General features: G+C 61.4%; 13 protein-coding genes. 7 read left to right on the top strand and 6 right to left on the bottom strand.

The features are described from left to right. Positions 1 to 25: 25 nt before the first annotated feature. A complete protein-coding gene (locus tag GGI60_RS22915; RefSeq protein ID WP_183918721.1) occupies positions 26 to 472 on the bottom strand; it encodes a winged helix-turn-helix transcriptional regulator in 447 nt (148 codons plus the stop codon). A gap of 85 nt (positions 473 to 557) precedes the next feature. Here GGI60_RS22915 and GGI60_RS22910 point away from each other — a divergent pair, with 85 nt between their 5' ends. Then, positions 558 to 1,376: an oxidoreductase gene (locus tag GGI60_RS22910; RefSeq protein ID WP_183918720.1), complete on the top strand. Its 819-nt coding sequence runs from the start codon at positions 558 to 560 to the stop codon at positions 1,374 to 1,376. Positions 1,377 to 1,458: 82 nt separating this feature from the next. Beyond that, positions 1,459 to 2,463, top strand: a complete 1,005-nt coding sequence (locus tag GGI60_RS22905) for an MBL fold metallo-hydrolase (protein ID WP_183918719.1) — start codon at positions 1,459 to 1,461, stop codon at positions 2,461 to 2,463. Between the two features lie 29 nt (positions 2,464 to 2,492). On the opposite strand, the gene GGI60_RS22900 is transcribed toward GGI60_RS22905, so the two are convergent. Beyond that, positions 2,493 to 3,245, bottom strand: a complete 753-nt coding sequence (locus GGI60_RS22900; RefSeq protein ID WP_183918821.1) for a crotonase/enoyl-CoA hydratase family protein — start codon at positions 3,243 to 3,245, stop codon at positions 2,493 to 2,495. A gap of 31 nt (positions 3,246 to 3,276) precedes the next feature. Beyond that, the gene (locus tag GGI60_RS22895; RefSeq protein ID WP_183918718.1) at positions 3,277 to 5,052 is read right to left on the bottom strand and encodes an acyl-CoA dehydrogenase; all 1,776 of its coding nucleotides are present in this window, start codon (positions 5,050 to 5,052) and stop codon (positions 3,277 to 3,279) included. A 210-nt stretch (positions 5,053 to 5,262) separates the two neighbouring features. Here GGI60_RS22895 and GGI60_RS22890 point away from each other — a divergent pair, with 210 nt between their 5' ends. Together GGI60_RS22890 and GGI60_RS22885 are read left to right on the top strand one after the other, a co-directional pair. Further along, a complete protein-coding gene (locus tag GGI60_RS22890) occupies positions 5,263 to 6,258 on the top strand; it encodes a transporter (RefSeq protein ID WP_183918717.1) in 996 nt (331 codons plus the stop codon). A gap of 293 nt (positions 6,259 to 6,551) precedes the next feature. Further along, positions 6,552 to 6,815 carry a DUF982 domain-containing protein gene (locus tag GGI60_RS22885; protein ID WP_183918716.1) on the top strand — a complete coding sequence of 88 codons (264 nt, stop codon included), beginning with the start codon at positions 6,552 to 6,554 and terminating at the stop codon, positions 6,813 to 6,815. Between the two features lie 115 nt (positions 6,816 to 6,930). Here the strand turns inward: GGI60_RS22885 and GGI60_RS22880 are convergent, their stop codons facing one another. Continuing rightward, positions 6,931 to 7,386 (bottom strand): BA14K family protein, encoded by a 456-nt coding sequence (locus GGI60_RS22880; RefSeq protein WP_183918715.1) that lies wholly within the window; start codon positions 7,384 to 7,386, stop codon positions 6,931 to 6,933. A 141-nt stretch (positions 7,387 to 7,527) separates the two neighbouring features. Further along, positions 7,528 to 8,772 (bottom strand): aromatic ring-hydroxylating oxygenase subunit alpha, encoded by a 1,245-nt coding sequence (locus GGI60_RS22875; RefSeq protein WP_183918714.1) that lies wholly within the window; start codon positions 8,770 to 8,772, stop codon positions 7,528 to 7,530. Between the two features lie 403 nt (positions 8,773 to 9,175). Here GGI60_RS22875 and GGI60_RS22870 point away from each other — a divergent pair, with 403 nt between their 5' ends. From GGI60_RS22870 to GGI60_RS22860, 3 genes are all read left to right on the top strand, one after another. Then, positions 9,176 to 9,784, top strand: coding sequence for a DUF6656 family protein (locus tag GGI60_RS22870; RefSeq protein WP_183918713.1), 609 nt, complete (start codon positions 9,176 to 9,178; stop codon positions 9,782 to 9,784). A 61-nt stretch (positions 9,785 to 9,845) separates the two neighbouring features. After that, positions 9,846 to 10,820: an L-threonylcarbamoyladenylate synthase gene (locus GGI60_RS22865; protein ID WP_183918712.1), complete on the top strand. Its 975-nt coding sequence runs from the start codon at positions 9,846 to 9,848 to the stop codon at positions 10,818 to 10,820. 31 nt (positions 10,821 to 10,851) lie between these two features. Then, positions 10,852 to 12,285: an FAD-binding oxidoreductase gene (locus GGI60_RS22860; protein WP_183918711.1), complete on the top strand. Its 1,434-nt coding sequence runs from the start codon at positions 10,852 to 10,854 to the stop codon at positions 12,283 to 12,285. 190 nt (positions 12,286 to 12,475) lie between these two features. On the opposite strand, the gene GGI60_RS22855 is transcribed toward GGI60_RS22860, so the two are convergent. After that, complete coding sequence (locus GGI60_RS22855) at positions 12,476 to 15,799, bottom strand: DUF1217 domain-containing protein (RefSeq protein WP_183918710.1); 3,324 nt, start codon at positions 15,797 to 15,799, stop codon at positions 12,476 to 12,478. Positions 15,800 to 16,096: the final 297 nt, after the last annotated feature.

The raw sequence follows: 16,096 nt of genomic DNA, 5'->3' as shown, positions 1-16,096 counted from the left end.
TATCCGGAGCGTCAAGAACATCTCATCAATCGCCCGGTTCGCTTCCCGGCTGCAAACTCATGCGCATTGGCCGCGTTCCGAGCTTTGCACCCGTAACGGCATCGATTGCGATCGGTTCGATCTCCGATCCTGACTCGACATCGACATAGCGGGCGAGTTCGCCATCGCAATGGCGGTGCGCCCAAGCCCCGATCATCATCAGCACAGGCAGAAAATCGCGACCGGCTTCCGTGAGGACATATTCTTCGCGCGGCGGCCGTTCGGAATAGAGGCGCTTCTCCAGCAGACCGTCCTCCGTCAGCGCCTTGAGACGCTTGGTCAGCATGGTCGGCACGATGCCGAGGCTCTTCCTGAACTGGTCGAAACGGGTGAGGCCCGAATGGGCGTCGCGCAAAACGAGAATGCTCCACGCATCCCCGACGGATTGAAGGCCGCGGGCGACCGGGCATTGCGGAATCGAACTATTTTTCATTCGGTATCTTTTCGATAGTGACACGATATCAAAAAGATAGTAACAGAACGGCCAACGATGATCCACTCTTTTGAAAGCTGACAATATGACCGACAAAAACAGAAGCGTTGCACTGGTCACCGGTGCATCCTCAGGCATCGGCCTCGCAACGGCGGAGTCTCTGGTGAAGGCCGGCTACCGCGTGTTCGGGACCAGCCGCAAACCGGCCGCCAAAAGGCCGGGGATAACGATGCTGATCTGTGACGTGGCCGATGACGCCTCGGTGCAGGCGGCTGTTGCGGAGGTCGTCCGGCAAACCGGCCGGCTCGATCTCGTCGTCAATAATGCCGGCATCGGCCTCATCGGCGGCGCGGAAGAATCCTCCATCGCCCAGGCCCAGCGGCTTTTCGACGTCAACGTCTTCGGCGTAGCGCGCGTCGCCAATGCGGTACTGCCGGTCATGAGGAAGCAGAAAAGCGGCCGGATCATCAACATGAGCTCGATCCTCGGCCTCATCCCGGCTCCGTACAACGCCTTCTATGCCTCGACCAAACATGCGCTCGAGGGCTATTCGGAATCGCTCGATCATGAAGTGCGCAACTTCGGCATTCGTGTTGTTCTCGTCCAACCCGGCGTCACCAGGACATCCTTCGAGGAAAACCTGACGCGAGCAGACCAACCTCTTGCGGTCTATGCTTGGGAGCGCGCCCGCAGTGAAGCGTTGATGCGGAAATGGGTGGAGACGGGCGATGCACCTGAGGTCGTCGCCGATATGGTGGTGAAAGCCGCAACCGCAAAGAAGCCGAAGCTGCGCTATTCCGCCGGCAAGCAGTCGCGCCAGGTCCGCTCGCTTCGCCGCTACCTCCCCGAACGGCTGGTCGACGGCCTGCTGCGCAAGGTCAATGAGTTTCCGGCCTCGGCCTGACTCCTTCATTGAGGATAGGATTCAGATTTCAAGCCGACTGGCTTAAAGTAATCATATCCCCGGCCAGGGAAACCGATTCCGAATGCGCAAGACCAAAAGACGCAATCCCTACTATGGGGGCCCAGTGTCCGATCACTTCGACGGCACGTACTTCTTCAATCCCGAAGGTATCGAGCCGCTTGGTTTCCGCGCGCTCTTGCGCTGGCAATTCGGCGGTGGCCGTGCGCGCTGGCCACGATCGGTTCCAAGTCCATTTGCGGCCGCCAAGCCGGTTCCCCGCGTCGACGGCGAGGATCTGCGGGTGACGATGGTTGGGCATGCAACCATGCTCGTGCAGGTCGCCGGTCTCAATATTCTCACCGACCCGGTGTGGTCGGAGCGGGTCAGCCCCTTCACCTTTGCCGGACCCAGGCGCGTCGTCGAACCGGGCATTGCCTTTGATGATTTGCCGTCGATCGATCTCGTGCTGGTATCGCACAATCATTATGACCATCTTGATATCGCAACACTGAAGCGCTTGCATGCCACGCATAAGCCGCTTGTCGTGACGCCTCTCGGCAACGACACGATCATGCGCCGTGCCGTGCCCGGTCTACAGACGACATCGATGGATTGGGGCGAGCGCATCTCGCACGCCGGAATAAGCATCGATGCGGAGCCTGCCCACCATTGGTCCGCCCGTGGCGGCGCCGATCGCCGCATGGCACTCTGGGCGTCGTTCGTCTTGTCGACGCCAGCCGGCAAGATCTACCACGTCGGCGATACGGGCTTTCACCACGGCATCAATTACAAAGCGGCACAGCAAAAACATGGCGGTTTTCGCCTGGCCATCTTACCCTTCGGCGCCTATGAGCCGCGATGGTTCATGAAAGGGCAGCACCAGAATCCTGAGGAGGCCGTGGTGGGGATGAAGCTGGCAAATGCGGCCTATGTGGCGGGGCATCATTTCGCGACGTTCCAACTGACGAATGAAGCGGTCGACGCGCCGGTAAGAGCGTTGCAAGAGGCGATGAGAGAGCACGATATTCCCTCGCACCGCTTCCGGCCGCTCAGGGCCGGCGAAGTCTTCGATGTGCCGCCGGCCTGATCGGTATCCATCTGGTACTTCGGCAGAGCTCAGCGGCGCATGAAGGCTTCGAAGGCCGCCCGGGCCTCGGCGCTTTTCAGCCGCGTGGCGAAATGGCGGGCCTCGACATCGATGCGGGCGATGACCTCTTCCCGGGAGCCGCAAATGAGATCGCGGGCGATCTTCAAGGCTTCCGGCGGCTTGGCGGCGAGTTTCGTGGCCGCGGCAAGTGCGGCATTCTCCACCTCGTCCGGCGTCGTGACCTTCCAGATGAGGCCGGCCTCGCGGGCTTCCTCGGCGCTAAAGGCCTCGCCGGCGGCCAGCATGGCAAAGGCGCGCTGGTGGCCCATGATGCGCGGCGCGATCAGGCTGGAAGCCGCTTCCGGCACCAAGGCCAGGTCGACGAAAGGCGTGCGGAACTGGCTGCGGTCGGAGGCGATCGTCAGGTCGCAGTGCAGGTTGAGGGTGGTGCCGATCCCGATCGCCAGGCCGTCGACCCCTGACACCAGCGGCTTTTCGGATCTGGCGAGCGCGTAGAGGAAATCGATCAGCTCGTCTCCCATGCTGCCGCCCATTGCAGTGGCAAGAAAATCGCCGATGTCGTTGCCGGCTGAGAAGCTGCCTTCGGTGCCGAGAAAGACCGTCACCCTGATATTCGCGTCCGCATTGGCAGCGGTGAGCGCATCGGTCATGGTGCGATACATCGCCCGTGTGAAGGCGTTCTTCTTTTCCGGCCGGTTGAAGCGAATGAGCTGAACGCCGGGATGGGCGGAAGGCTGCTCGACGATGATATGGTCGGTCATTAGGTTTTTCTCAGGTGTCATCGGGATCTCCTCAGGCGAGCAGGATGCGGGCGGCGGCGAGGCTCGCCGCGCCGTTGACGACCCGGTCGCGAAGGGCCGCGGTCTCGGCAAGCAGGTTTTCAGCGGTGAAGCGGCAGAGCGCGATGCGGCCCTCGCCTTTGCCGTCGCCGCTTTCGGCCAGACCACCCTTGGCGAGGTAACAGCCGGTGAGCACCAGGCCGAACAGGCGCTGATAGGGGGTGGCGCCGGCAAGCGCCTCGGGAGCCCTCCCATCGGCAAGTGCTGCCAGCAGCCAGGCGGTCGTCTCTTCGAGATCTGAAATCGCGGTGTCAAGTCTGGCGGCAGTCTCACCGAAACCGTCGAGATTGGAGCGGCTGACGGCCTCGGCGATCGCCTTCAATTCGGCGATGAAGCCCATGACCTGATCGCCGCCGGAAAGCGGCAGCTTGCGGGTGACGAGGTCGATCGCCTGGATGCCGTTGGTGCCCTCATAGATTGGGGCGATGCGGGCATCACGCAGATAACGCGCCGCTCCCGTCTCCTCGATGAAACCCATGCCGCCATGCACCTGAATGCCGAGCGAGGCGACCTCAACGCCGGCATCGGTTGAAAACGACTTGGCGATCGGCGTCAGAAGCGCGGCGCGCTCCTGCCAGTGGCGGCTATCGCCTGCCAGGCGTGACATGTCGATCGCATGGGCACAGGCATAGGAGATGGCGCGCGAACCTTGGGTCAGCGCCTTCATGGTGAGAAGCATACGGGCAACGTCGGGATGTTCGACGATCGGGCTCATGCCGGCGCCGGTCGAACCCGGCGCCCTGCCCTGCGTGCGCTCCCTCGCATAGGCGAGTGCCTTCTGGGTGGCGGCCTCCGAGATCGCCACGCCCTGCATGCCGACGGCGAGACGCGCATTGTTCATCATCGTGAACATGCAGGCGAGCCCCTTGTTCTCTTCTCCAACCAGCCAGCCGATCGCGCCCTTTTCGCCACCGAACCGGCCGTCGCCATAGATCATCGTGCAGGTCGGCGAACCGTGGATGCCGAGCTTGTGCTCCAGCGAATGGCAGAAGAGATCGTTGCGGGCACCGAGAGAACCGTCGTCGTTCACCAGGAATTTCGGCACGAGAAAGAGCGAGATGCCGCGTGTGCCGGCCGGCGCATCCGGCAGGCGGGCCAGCACCAGATGGATGATATTGTCGGCGGCGTCGTGCTCGCCCCAGGTGATGAAGATCTTCTGGCCGAAGATGCGATAGGTGCCGTCGGGCAGGCGTTCGGCGCGGGCCTTCAGCACGCCGAGATCGGAGCCGGCATGCGGCTCCGTCAGGTTCATCGTGGCGGTCCATTCGCCGGACACCATCTTTGCCAGATATTTGTCTTTCAGCGCGGCACTGCCATGCGCGCTGACCGCCTCGATGGCGCCCATCGTCAGCGTCGGGGCGAGCGCAAAGGCCATGGATCCGGAATTCCACATTTCCAGCGCCGCGACATTCAGCATGTTGGGCAGGGCCTGGCCACCGAAGGCCGCCGGCGCCGTCAGGCCATTCCAGCCGCCGGCGATCCAGCTGCGGTAGAGATCGCGCCAGCCATCCGGCAACCTGACTTCGCCGTCGACCATGCGGGCGCCCTGGCGGTCGCCGATGTCGGCGAGCGGCGCCACCTCCTCTGTGGCAAAACGTCCCGCTTCGGAGAGGATCGCGTCGACGAGATCTTCGCCGAGATCGCCGAAAAGACCGTTCGACAGCGCCTCGCCCATATCCGCTACATGCTTCAACGTGAACGCGATTTCCTCGACGGGCGCCTTATACATGCTTTCTCCTCCATGGGACCGGCCCGCACCTCGCGCAAAGCCCCTCCGAGGCAAAGGGCTAATTGATTTTTACGTAAACGTCAATTTCGATTTCCCTGCCTGCCGTGCGATAGTTTACCCGCCCTGGCGGTTTGCTCTTGCACTGTCGCACAAATGGACGTCATGGAGAATTTCTAGAATGATATCGCCTTCGCAAAGGACCGGCGAACAATGGATACATTGCCCGTCAACATCCCCGGTTTCGTCTGGGCCTATCGTTTCTCGCCGGATGAAAAGACGGCGGTGCGGCTGAACAACAGCGCGACGGTGGCGGATCTGACCGCTGACAACGGTTTCTACTGGCTGCATCTCAACCTTGTCGACGCCCGCGTGCCGGCCTTGCTCGAGACGTTGGACGGGCTGACCGAGGATGCGAAATCGGCGCTGACGACGCATGACACGCATGCGGCGATCACAGTCGACGAGCAGATGCTCTACGGCACGCTGGTCGACTGCCAGCGCGATTTCGCCCAGGACACCAACAATCTCGGCTGGCTGCATTTTGCCATGTCCGACCGCTTCATCATCACCACGCGGCTGCAGCCGCTGCGCAGCGTCGAGCGGGCGCGCGGGCTGATCGAGAAGAACCCGGGCAAATTTGGGCGGCCCGTCGATCTCTTCGAACTGCTGGTGATCGAGTTTCAGCGCACGCTGATCGCCATCGTCATCGAACTCACCGAAGAGCTGAACCAGATCGAGGATATCGTCTACGACAACGCCCCGCGCGACGAGCGCCGTCGGCTGGCGCCGGTGCGGCGAACCGTGGTGCGGCTGCATCGCCATCTGCGCACGGTATTGGCACTGATGCGCCGGGCGGCGGCGACCGATGAAGACGAGATGCCCTTCGGCTTCGACGACGTGGCGCGGCGGCTGACGAGCCGGCTGGAGACGGTCGACCACGATATCTATGCGCTGCAGGACAGGGCGCGCCTGCTGCACGAAGAAATCGATTCGAAACAATCCTCCGAAACCAACCGCCACCTCTATCTGTTGTCGATCATGACCGCCTTCCTGTTGCCGCCGACGCTGGTGACCGGCTTCTTCGGTATGAACACGGCAAACCTGCCCTTCGCCGTCGGCGACTACGGCACGGAATACGCCGTCGCCCTGATCATCGCTTCGATCGTCTTCGCCTGGTGGCTGCTGCGGCGGGTGAATATCCTTTGAATGTGAGAGGCGCGCGGTGGCTGCCGCCCTTTCTCTACCATACATTGCAGCATCTATCACAGGGCTCAACCCATTCTCCGTCATCCTCGGGCTTGACCCGAGGATCCATGCCCGCTGCGGTGGAGGCCAATGGATCCTCGGCTCAGGGCCGAGGATGACGGAGGATGGCGTGACGCTCCGGCCAAACTCACCGTAGGTACAGCGTAATTGCGCGATGCTGCGCGTACCGCCACCTCGTCCGGAACGGTTCTTGCACGGTTACTAATATATTTACCGTGGGGAGACCTAATGTCATGAAGTGGTGCACATCCGGAGAGTTTGCCCCTCTAATGCTCGTTGTGAGTGGGCCGGAAAAATACAAGCTTGTCGCAACTCTCGTGCAGGCCGCCGAGATGCTGACCGTTGGCTGGCCAATCGACGATGGAGAAGAATACCTCACGGCAATTATGGCTTGTCGAGATGCAATACACGGGGAGATTCCGGCGCAGGCCGCGCGAGCAGCGCTTATCCGTGCCGCCCACGAAGCTGGCATTTTGGTAATCACTGTCGTTCACTAAGCTTCGCGGGCGACGTATTAACGCAGAGCTCCCCCACCCTCCGTCATCCGAGGGTGGGTGGATGTTCCGGCCAACTCCTGCTCCGATGCAACTCGCGTCGCGCCCTTGCCTCACCTCAATAGGGCGAATAGCACTGCTGGCGCGGGCCGTTATAGGGCTGGAACGTGTTGTCGTAGGCCCGATACGAGCGGTAACGGTTGGCGCACCAGGCGACGTGCGCCGAGCCATAGCGCGGCGCGGGCGCAACGTAGCGCGGCGCAGCAATGACCGCGCCGGCGCCGAAGGCGGCGAGCGGGTACCAGTAACCGTTGTAGCGGCGATAGCCTGGGCGGTAATAGCTGTAGCCGCGATAGCCGCCGTACCAACCGGGGCGGTAATAGGCGCCGGGGCGATAGCCGGGCCGGTAATAGTCGCGACGATAATAGCGGCGGTATTGGACCTCCTCGACGGCGGAGGATTTCTCCACCTGCGGGGCGGTGGGCATCTGGATTGCCTGCGACGGGGCAAAGCCCGTCAGCACGACGGCGGCAGTGAGAATTGCTGTCGCGATTTTGCTTTTCAGCCAGATCATTCTTCTCTCCCATTCAACGGCGATCACCGCCTGCCACGCAACGCGCTCGTGGCTGAATGGTTCCGAAAGCAGCCGGGGATCGGCTGCTTTCCTGTTTTAGATCGGCCGACCTGAACCGGCCTTAATTGTTGGCGACATGCATCAGGCGACGGCGGAGATTTTCGCCTGGTCGCCCTGCAGGCGGTTCACCATGAAGTTCGAATACCATTCGAGGAACTGCATGACACCGCCCTCGTGCAGGGAAGAATAGGGGCCGGGCTCGTAGGCGGGCGAGTGGATGCCGAAGGCATTCTCTTCGACGATCCGGCGATCCTGATCGTTGGTCTCGGTCCAGACATGCGTCAGTTCCTCGAGATTGTAATCCACGCCCTCGACCGCGTCCTTATGGACGAGCCACTTGGTCGTCACCGCCGTCTCATTGGCGCTGAGCGGCAGCACGCGGAAGGAGATCGCATGGTCGCCAAGCAGGTGGTTCCAGGTCGTCGGATAGTGGAAGAGCAGCATGGTGCCGATATGGCTGATCGAGATATCGTCGGCGATCCGGCGCTTGACGGCCGGCTTGCCGGACATGGTGTAGCTCTCGGCATCCTCGATCAACGGCATGCGGGCGGTGCGGAACTGACCGTCCGGGGAAATCTGGAACTTGCTCGGCAGGCCGGCGGCCTCGCAGCGCGCCCAATGGCCGGCGATTTCGGGATCGTCGGCGCCGCCATCGGTGCCGGTGACGCTCGGCGCTTCAGGATAGGTGCGGCAGAGTTCCGGGTGATTGGCGGCGCAGTGATAGCACTCTCGGTTGTTTTCCCAGACGAGTTTCCAGTTGCCCTTCTCGATGATCGTGCTCTGGAAGGCGACCTTGGTCTCTCCGATGCGATGCGGCGCCATGTAGGGCTCGATCTTGTCGCGCACCGTCTGGAAATCCGGCGCGGTGTCGGCAAGGCAGATAAAGATATAGCCGGCCACGCTTTCGCAATGGACGGGCTTCAGGTTGAAGCCGGTCTTGTCGAAATCATCGCCCATATGGCGGGCGAAGGCGAGCTTGCCGTCGAGATCATAGGTCCACTGATGATAGGGGCAGACGAGACGCACCGAAGAGCCGTGCTCCTTGGTGCAGACGCGCGAGCCGCGATGGCGACAGCTATTGTGGAAGGCGCGGATGACATTGTCGCGGCCGCGGACGATTACGACGGGATAGCGGCCGATCTGGACCGTGAAATAGGCGCCCGGCTTCGGCAGCTCGCAATCATGGCCCATGAACAGCCAGTCGCGATAATAGATCATCTCCATGTCGAGCTGGAAATAATCCTCGTCGATATAGAACGGCTGCTCGAGGCTGAAGCCCTCACGGCGGTTCTTGAGCTGACGTAAAACGTTGCTGCGAATATCCATCTTCATGTCCTCGTGCACCCGGCTGCCGCCTTCAAGCGAAAGGCTATGGAAGCGCGCCTGCTTCCTTCTCCTGCGGGAGAATTGTTCATGGCGCCATTTAATCACCTGGCATTCCTGCCGCTTGGTTGTAATGCGACATCGGCTTCGAAATTGACGACAGGATGCGCCGAGGCTCAAGCGGCCTTCGCAGTCGAGCCCCAATCGTTCGGCTCCGCAGGCAATTATCGTCATTTGCGACATAACGTAAAGACCGGATCGGCAAAGAGGCCACCCTCCGATATTGACGATTGTCGCGTTTGCGACATCGCTGGCTTCCGTCCGAAGCAGCATCCGCTTCTTAACGTCCCCTTAAGCATAAACTCCTACCCTGCTGACGACCCGAGACCGACGAAGCATGTAAACCATGGCCAAACTCCGCTATTTCGACGCGAAAGAAATTAGCCGCCCGCAGGATCGGCAACCGGTCGCCGCGCACTCCGAATTCCTCCGCACCGGCCGCATTCCGCGCCAACGGCGGCACTGGCTGGCCGAGGAAAAGCGCTACCTTACCCATGACGAGGTCGCGGCAAAGACCGGCCGCAAGCTGCAGGTGGCCGGAGAGAAAACGCATCAGCACATCAACGGCTTCCACCATTCGATCCAATTTCCGAAGATGATCTTCCACCGGACGCTGCAGGACAGCCCGCATCTCGGCTATTGCCACGTCACCGCCTCAAGGACCAAGTTCGCCCGTTACGAAGAGGTGAGCTGGGCCTTCTACATCGCCAATTTCTATTCCGACATCGGCGAGAACGACAACTTCTTCGAACGGATCGACGTTGGTTATTCCCGCATGTATTTCGCCGTCGCGATCAAAGCGGGCGAAGACTCCTCGGAGAAGATGAGTATCGACCGGTCGGTGCGCGGCAACGGCTTGCTCTTCCGCACCCATGACCCGCAGGCGGCGATCCGCAACGTCCTGCTGCTCGGCGCCCGCAGCGAACAGCTGCGCGAAATCATCCGGCAGCTATAACAGCGATTGATCCGCGGCGGTGGAAAGCCTAATGACTGGCGGGATTAACTCCGGACAGCAGATGGCACGCATCATCGACATCAGGGAAGACAGGCAGGCGGCGGTCGAAGCGGCCTCAGCCGCTCTTTCCGACGGCTTTGCCATCGCCATGCCGACGGAGACCGTCTACGGCCTTGCGGCCGACGCCACCAATCCGGCAGCCATCACCCGCATCTACGAGACAAAGGGCCGGCCACGCTTCAATCCGCTGATCTGCCACATGGCCGACCTTGCCATGGCCGAACTCCATGCCGAGTTCGATCCCGTCTCGCGGGCGCTCGCCGAAGCTTTCTGGCCCGGCCCGCTGACGCTCGTGCTGCCGCTGAAGGCTGAAAGCCCGATCCATTCGCTGGCGACCGCCGGTCTCGACAGCGTCGGCGTGCGTGTGCCGAAGGGTTTCGCCGGTGCCCTGATCGGCGCCTTCGGGCGGCCGCTCGCAGCGCCTAGCGCAAATACGTCAGGCGCGATCAGCGCGACGAGTGCGGCCCATGTCGAGGCCGATCTCGGCGCGAAGATCCCGTTGATCCTCGATGCGGGCCCGAGCACCGTCGGCGTCGAATCGACGATCGTCAAGGTGGAGGGCGACCGGGTGAGGCTGCTTAGGCCCGGAGGCCTGGCGGCGCGCGAAATCGAACGCATCGCCGGCCGGCCGCTGCTGCGCGCCACAAAGGCATCGGCGGCCATCGAGGCGCCGGGAATGCTCGCCTCGCACTATGCGCCGGGCGCCAGCGTGCGTCTCAATGCGAGCGCGGTGGAACCCGGCGAGGCGCTGATTGCGTTCGGCGGTGCGGTGGTCGAAGGCGCGCGCGACGCACGCATCGTTCTCGATCTCAGCCCGCGCGGCGATCTTGCAGAAGCGGCGGCCAATCTTTTCGACTACATGAAGCGGGCCGATGCCAGCGGCGTTTCGAGCATCGCCTTTTCACCGATTCCGGAGGACGGACTCGGCGAAGCCATCAACGACCGGCTGCAAAGGGCGGCCGCCCCGCGCGACTGACAGACCGAGAGAAGCAAAGAGGATCGACCCGATGAGCAGCGCCATTTCTACCGATCTTCTCGACCGCTTCGCCGCCATCGTCGGCGACAAATACGCACTGCGCAGCGAGGCCGATCTGGCGCCGCATCTGATCGAAAACCGCGGGCTCTATCACGGCTCTTCCCCTCTCCTGCTGAAGCCCGGCTCGGTCGAGGAGGTGTCCGGTATCATGAAGCTCGCGTCGGAGACAGGAACGGCGATCGTGCCGCAAACCGGCAATACCGGCCTCGTCGGCGGCCAGACGCCACGCGCCGGCCAATCCGACATCATCCTGTCGCTGGAGCGCATGAACAGGGTCCGCGACGTCGATCCGGTGGCGAACGTGCTGGTCGCCGACGGCGGCGCGATCCTTGCCGACGTGCAGAAGGCGGCCGAGGCGCATGGGCGGCTCTTTCCTTTGTCGCTCGGCTCGGAGGGCTCCTGCCGCATCGGCGGCAATCTCTCCACCAATGCCGGCGGCACGGCGGTGCTGGCCTACGGCAATATGCGCCAGCTCTGCCTCGGCCTCGAAGTGGTGCTGCCGACCGGCGAGATCTGGGATGGCCTGCGCCGGCTGAAGAAGGACAATACCGGCTATGATTTGCGCGATCTCTTCATCGGCGCGGAAGGCACGCTCGGCATCATCACGGGTGCGGTGCTGAAGCTGTATCCCCAGCCGCTCGGCCATCAGGTGGCGTTCGCCGGCCTTCACTCGGTGGAGGATGCGCTTGCGCTTTTCAATCTTGCCGCCAGCTTCTGCGGCACCTCGCTCACCGGGTTCGAGCTGATGCCGCGCTTCGGCGTCGAGATCACCACCCGCCACATCGACGGCGTGCGCGATCCGCTTGAAGCGGCTTACCCCTGGTACGTGCTAGTCGACATTTCGACATCGGATTCGGCCGAGACGGCGGAGCGGATGATGAATGGCGTGCTGGAACAGGGCTTCGAGGCCGGGCTGGTGCAGGACGCCGCGATCGCCGCTTCCGTCGCCCAGCAGAAGGCGATCTGGCATATGCGCGAGAGCATGTCGGATGCGCAGAAGCCGGAAGGCGGTTCGATCAAGCACGATGTATCCGTGCCGGTGTCGAAGATCCCGCATTTCATGGCCGAAGCGGAAAAAGCCGTGATGGCGGCGATGCCGGGCGCTCGCATCTGCGCCTTCGGCCACATGGGCGACGGCAATATCCACTACAATATTTCCCAGCCGGTCGGCGCCGACAAGACCGCCTTCATCGCCCGCTGGCGCGAAATGAACCATATCGTGCACGGGCTGGTGCTCGCCCATGGCGGTTCGATCTCGGCCGAACACGGCATCGGACAGTTGAAACGCGACGAACTGGCGGCGATCCGGCCGGCGATCGAAATCGAGCTGATGCGCCGCATCAAGCGCGCCTTCGACCCCGCCAATATCATGAATCCGGGAAAGGTCGTCAGTCTCGACGTTTGAAGGTGACGGTCGCGGCAGCCCCTCGTCCGCCTGCCGGCACCCTCTCCCCGTAAAGGGGGCGAAGGGGATATTCCGCGACCTCTCCGTCCCGCCGCTGGCCTCTCGCGAGGCACGTCCCCTCGCCCCGTTTACGGGGAGAAGGTTAGGGTGAGGGGCAAATCCTTGAAACCGAAAAGAATTAGGATTGCTATCAGCCGCCGCCGGTCAGGATCTGCAGCGCCGGCGATTGCTGGGTGCTGTTCTGGACGTCATACATCGCAGTGAAGCGCCGCAGCAGCTTGTCGACCTTCTTTGGATCCTGGAGATCCTCGAGCTTGACGAAACGATTGATGAGATCGGCCTGTTTGGCGACGTCCATGCCCGAGATCTGTGACGGCAGGCTGTAGGCTGTCGTGATCACCTGATAAAGCGCCTTGTCGCCGAGGAGCGAATAGATCGAGGTGATGCTGGAGGCCTTGCGGCTGAAGTAAAGCGCCAGACGAACGCCGTCATTGCTTTCACCTTGCTGGGTCTCCAGCGTCTGCTTGACGTAGAGCTCCTGGGTATTCTCCTCCGCCCCCTTGTTCTGGATCGTGCCGATCTTGGCGCGGGTCAGATTGCCGTCCTTGTCGAAGTTGAAGGCGGCGACGATGTCCTTGAAGCGCGCGTCGGCCTTGGTGTTCAGGTAGCTCTTCTTGTCGTCAGGATCTGAGGTGAAGATCTTCCTCAGCGTCGCCTTGTCATAATCCTTCGGGTCGAGGTTGTTCGCCTTCAGCACCAGATCGGTCAGGCGGCTGTCGTCGAGGAAATCGTCGAGCGACTTCACCTTCGCCATGCCCTTGGCAAAATAATCGACTTCGGCGGTCGCGTCCTTCGACGCCTTGTCCTTTACCGGGCCAGCCTTCAGCAGCATGGTCATATGCGCTTTGTAGTCGGTGGCGTATTTGGCCATGGTCGCGTCGGGAAGCGCCTGGAAGGGTGATGCCGCCTTGCCGTCCGGGCCGAAGTTGAAGGCGCGGGCGAGATTGGTGATGCGTTCGTCCTTCAGCGAGGCGATATAGCCGTCCGGGTCATAGGCATCGCTCGTCAGGATCTTGCGCATCATCGAGCGCGGCACATCCTGGTCCGTCAGGCCGAAGGCCTGCAGCGCCACATGATAGGGATCCGGCAGATTGTCGTTGCTCCTGGTGAAATCGGCCGTACGATTGGTGCGCAGGAAATCATTGACGGTCTTGATATCGGAGAAATTCAGGAGACTGCTGCTGTCGGCCATCATTCTCGAGTAGTTGTCGCCGACCTCGTCGATCGCCTCGTCGCGCTCGTCGTCATAGCGCGCCATATAGTTGTCATTGGTGGTCTGCGCCTGATCGGCCGTCTGCACCGAGCTGACGGGCGGAAGCGATCCATCGGCAGCGAAATTGAAATCGGCATTGAGATCTGCATGGCCGGCGGCTGCGGCAGCCGTCGCATCGGTCAGGATGCTCTTCAGCTCGGCGTCCGAGATGTCGAACGGTAGATTGTAGGTGCTCTTCAGGAAATTGGAGATGGCGGGATCGGCGATGAGCTCATCGACATTGGCGATCGTCGCCATCCGGGAAGAATAGTCGTCAGTGCGCGCTCCGGCGGCGATTTTCGTGTTGGTGATCTGGCTGGACGTCTGTGCAGCCAAGCCATCCTCGAGCGATCCGTCGGCCTTGAAGTTGAAGGCGGCGGAGACGTCCGCATAGGTGCCGGTGCCGCTCTGATCGGTCAGGATGTTGCGAAGATCGACGTCGGTGACGGTGGACGGGATGCCGTAGGCATTGCGCACGAAGTTGTTGAGCTTCTGGTCCGCCAGCAACTGATCGACGTTCGAGATTCCGGCGATGGTCGACTGGTAATAGACGGCCGCATTGTCGGCCTTGCTTGTCGTGTTGGCGCTTTGGGTGGCGGTCTGCGTGGCATAAAGAGTGGCGACGGACCCGTCCGTCTTGAAATTGAAGAGATCGTGAACGTCGCTATAGCCCTGGGCGCTGGCCGCCGCTGGATCAACGAGGAAAGTCCTCAAGGTCGCATCGGAAACGCTGTCGGCAATCTGCATGCTGGTTCTGAGATAGCTGACCGCAACGGGATCGGACATGAGGTCGTCGACATTGGTGACATTGTCGATCATGGCGTTGAAGTGGGCGGCATTCGCCGCCGACTTGTCGGTCGTCGATGTCCGCTGCGTCTCGGTCTGGATCACCGAACCGTTGATCGAGCCATCCGCCTGGAAGTTGAAATCGGCATTGATATCGGCATGGCCCTGCGCGGCGGCATAGGCCGGGTCGGTCAGGATGTTCTTCAGATCGGCATTGCTGAAATCGGTGCCGAGCCCATAGGCATCCTTGATGTAGCGCGCCATGTTTGCGTCGGCGAGCAGGTCGTCGACATTGGTGATGCCGGTCGATTGCGAGGTCACCTTATAGTAGTTGGCGGTCTGCGACGCCGCCGACGACAGCTTGTTCGCCTGCTCGATCGTCCGCACACGCGCCGTGTTCGAGGTCGAGCCATCCGCCTTGAAATTGAAGGCGTTGTAGACATTGGTAAAACCCATCAGCTGCGCATAGCTGGTATCGGTCAGGACCTTGCGCAGTGCCGACGCAGTGAAGTCGGCGCCCATGCTGTAGGCGGTCTTGATGTAGGAGGTCAGGCGGCTGTCGGCGACCAGGTCGTCGACATTGGTGATCGTGCCGATCTTGGCGGTATAATAGGCCTTGTTGTATTCGGCCGCCGTCTTGCTGACATAGACAACGTCGGAACCGACCGAATTGTCGATGATGACGGACTGGGAATTCAGCGTGTAGGTCTCGATGACCGAGGCCTTCTGTGCCGCCGTCTGCGCCGTGCCGTTGACGGTGCCGTCGGCATTGAAGCTGAACTGGGCGGCAAGTGCCTTGTACTTGTCGCCGCCTTGGGTGTTGACGACGCTGGCGGGGTCGCTGAGATCGCTCGTCAGCACCTGGCGCAGAAAATCCTTCGACGCATAGGTCGGATCGATCTTGAACGTCTTCAGCACATAGGTGCGCAGCCTTGTGTTGTTGACCAGATCGTCGACGGTTTGCACGCTGTCGATATTGTTGCTGTAATAGGTGCTCTCGGCGGCCGACGCCTTGTCGGCATCGACGAAGGACTGCTTGTAGAGGCCGATGAGTTCGTCCTCCTGGGCATCCGTCTGCACATCCTTCTCGGGTGCGTTGAAATTGAAGGCGGCGGCGAATTCGCGGTAGCGCGTATCGGAGAGCTTGTTGGCGTAGCTGTTGGGATCGGTGAGATCACTCTCCAGCACCTTCTTCATGAAGGCCTTGGCGTAGGTCATATCCTCGAGACCATAGGCCTTCATAGCATAGCTGTAGAGTTTGTAGTCGCCGAGGAAGTCGTCGACCGAGGTGACCTTGTTGATATGGTCGGCGTAGTACTGCGCATCCTTCTTGACCGTCGCCTGCGACGCAACCTTGTTGAGGCTCGACGTCATATCCTTCGACAGGATCGAATAAGCGAGGGAAGCCGTAATCATCAAAAGCGCCCTTTTGGCAAAATCTCTAAAAGAACGACGAACTGCCGGTAAGCCCATTTTGCCACGCAAAACTTACCCGAGACTTACCTCTGGGTTGCGTCATTCCGGGACGGCACACCATTCACCTTCCGGAAACCCTGCCGGATTCGGTTTTGATAACCATCAGGGGAGGCAAAGTTTTCTTAACCGCAATTTTTAAGCTGTACGGAAGGGCGCCCGCCTATTGTCGGCCATAGAGGACGAAAAGTCCCGAGGAGAAGACCGCAAACCGGCTCTCAGGTAAGACAAGGGTAGAAT

Source organism: Rhizobium lentis (assembly GCF_014200175.1).
GTDB lineage: Bacteria > Pseudomonadota > Alphaproteobacteria > Rhizobiales > Rhizobiaceae > Rhizobium > Rhizobium mulingense.
The sequence above is the reverse complement of the archived record's forward strand: the minus strand, read 5'-3'. Positions and strand labels throughout refer to the sequence as shown.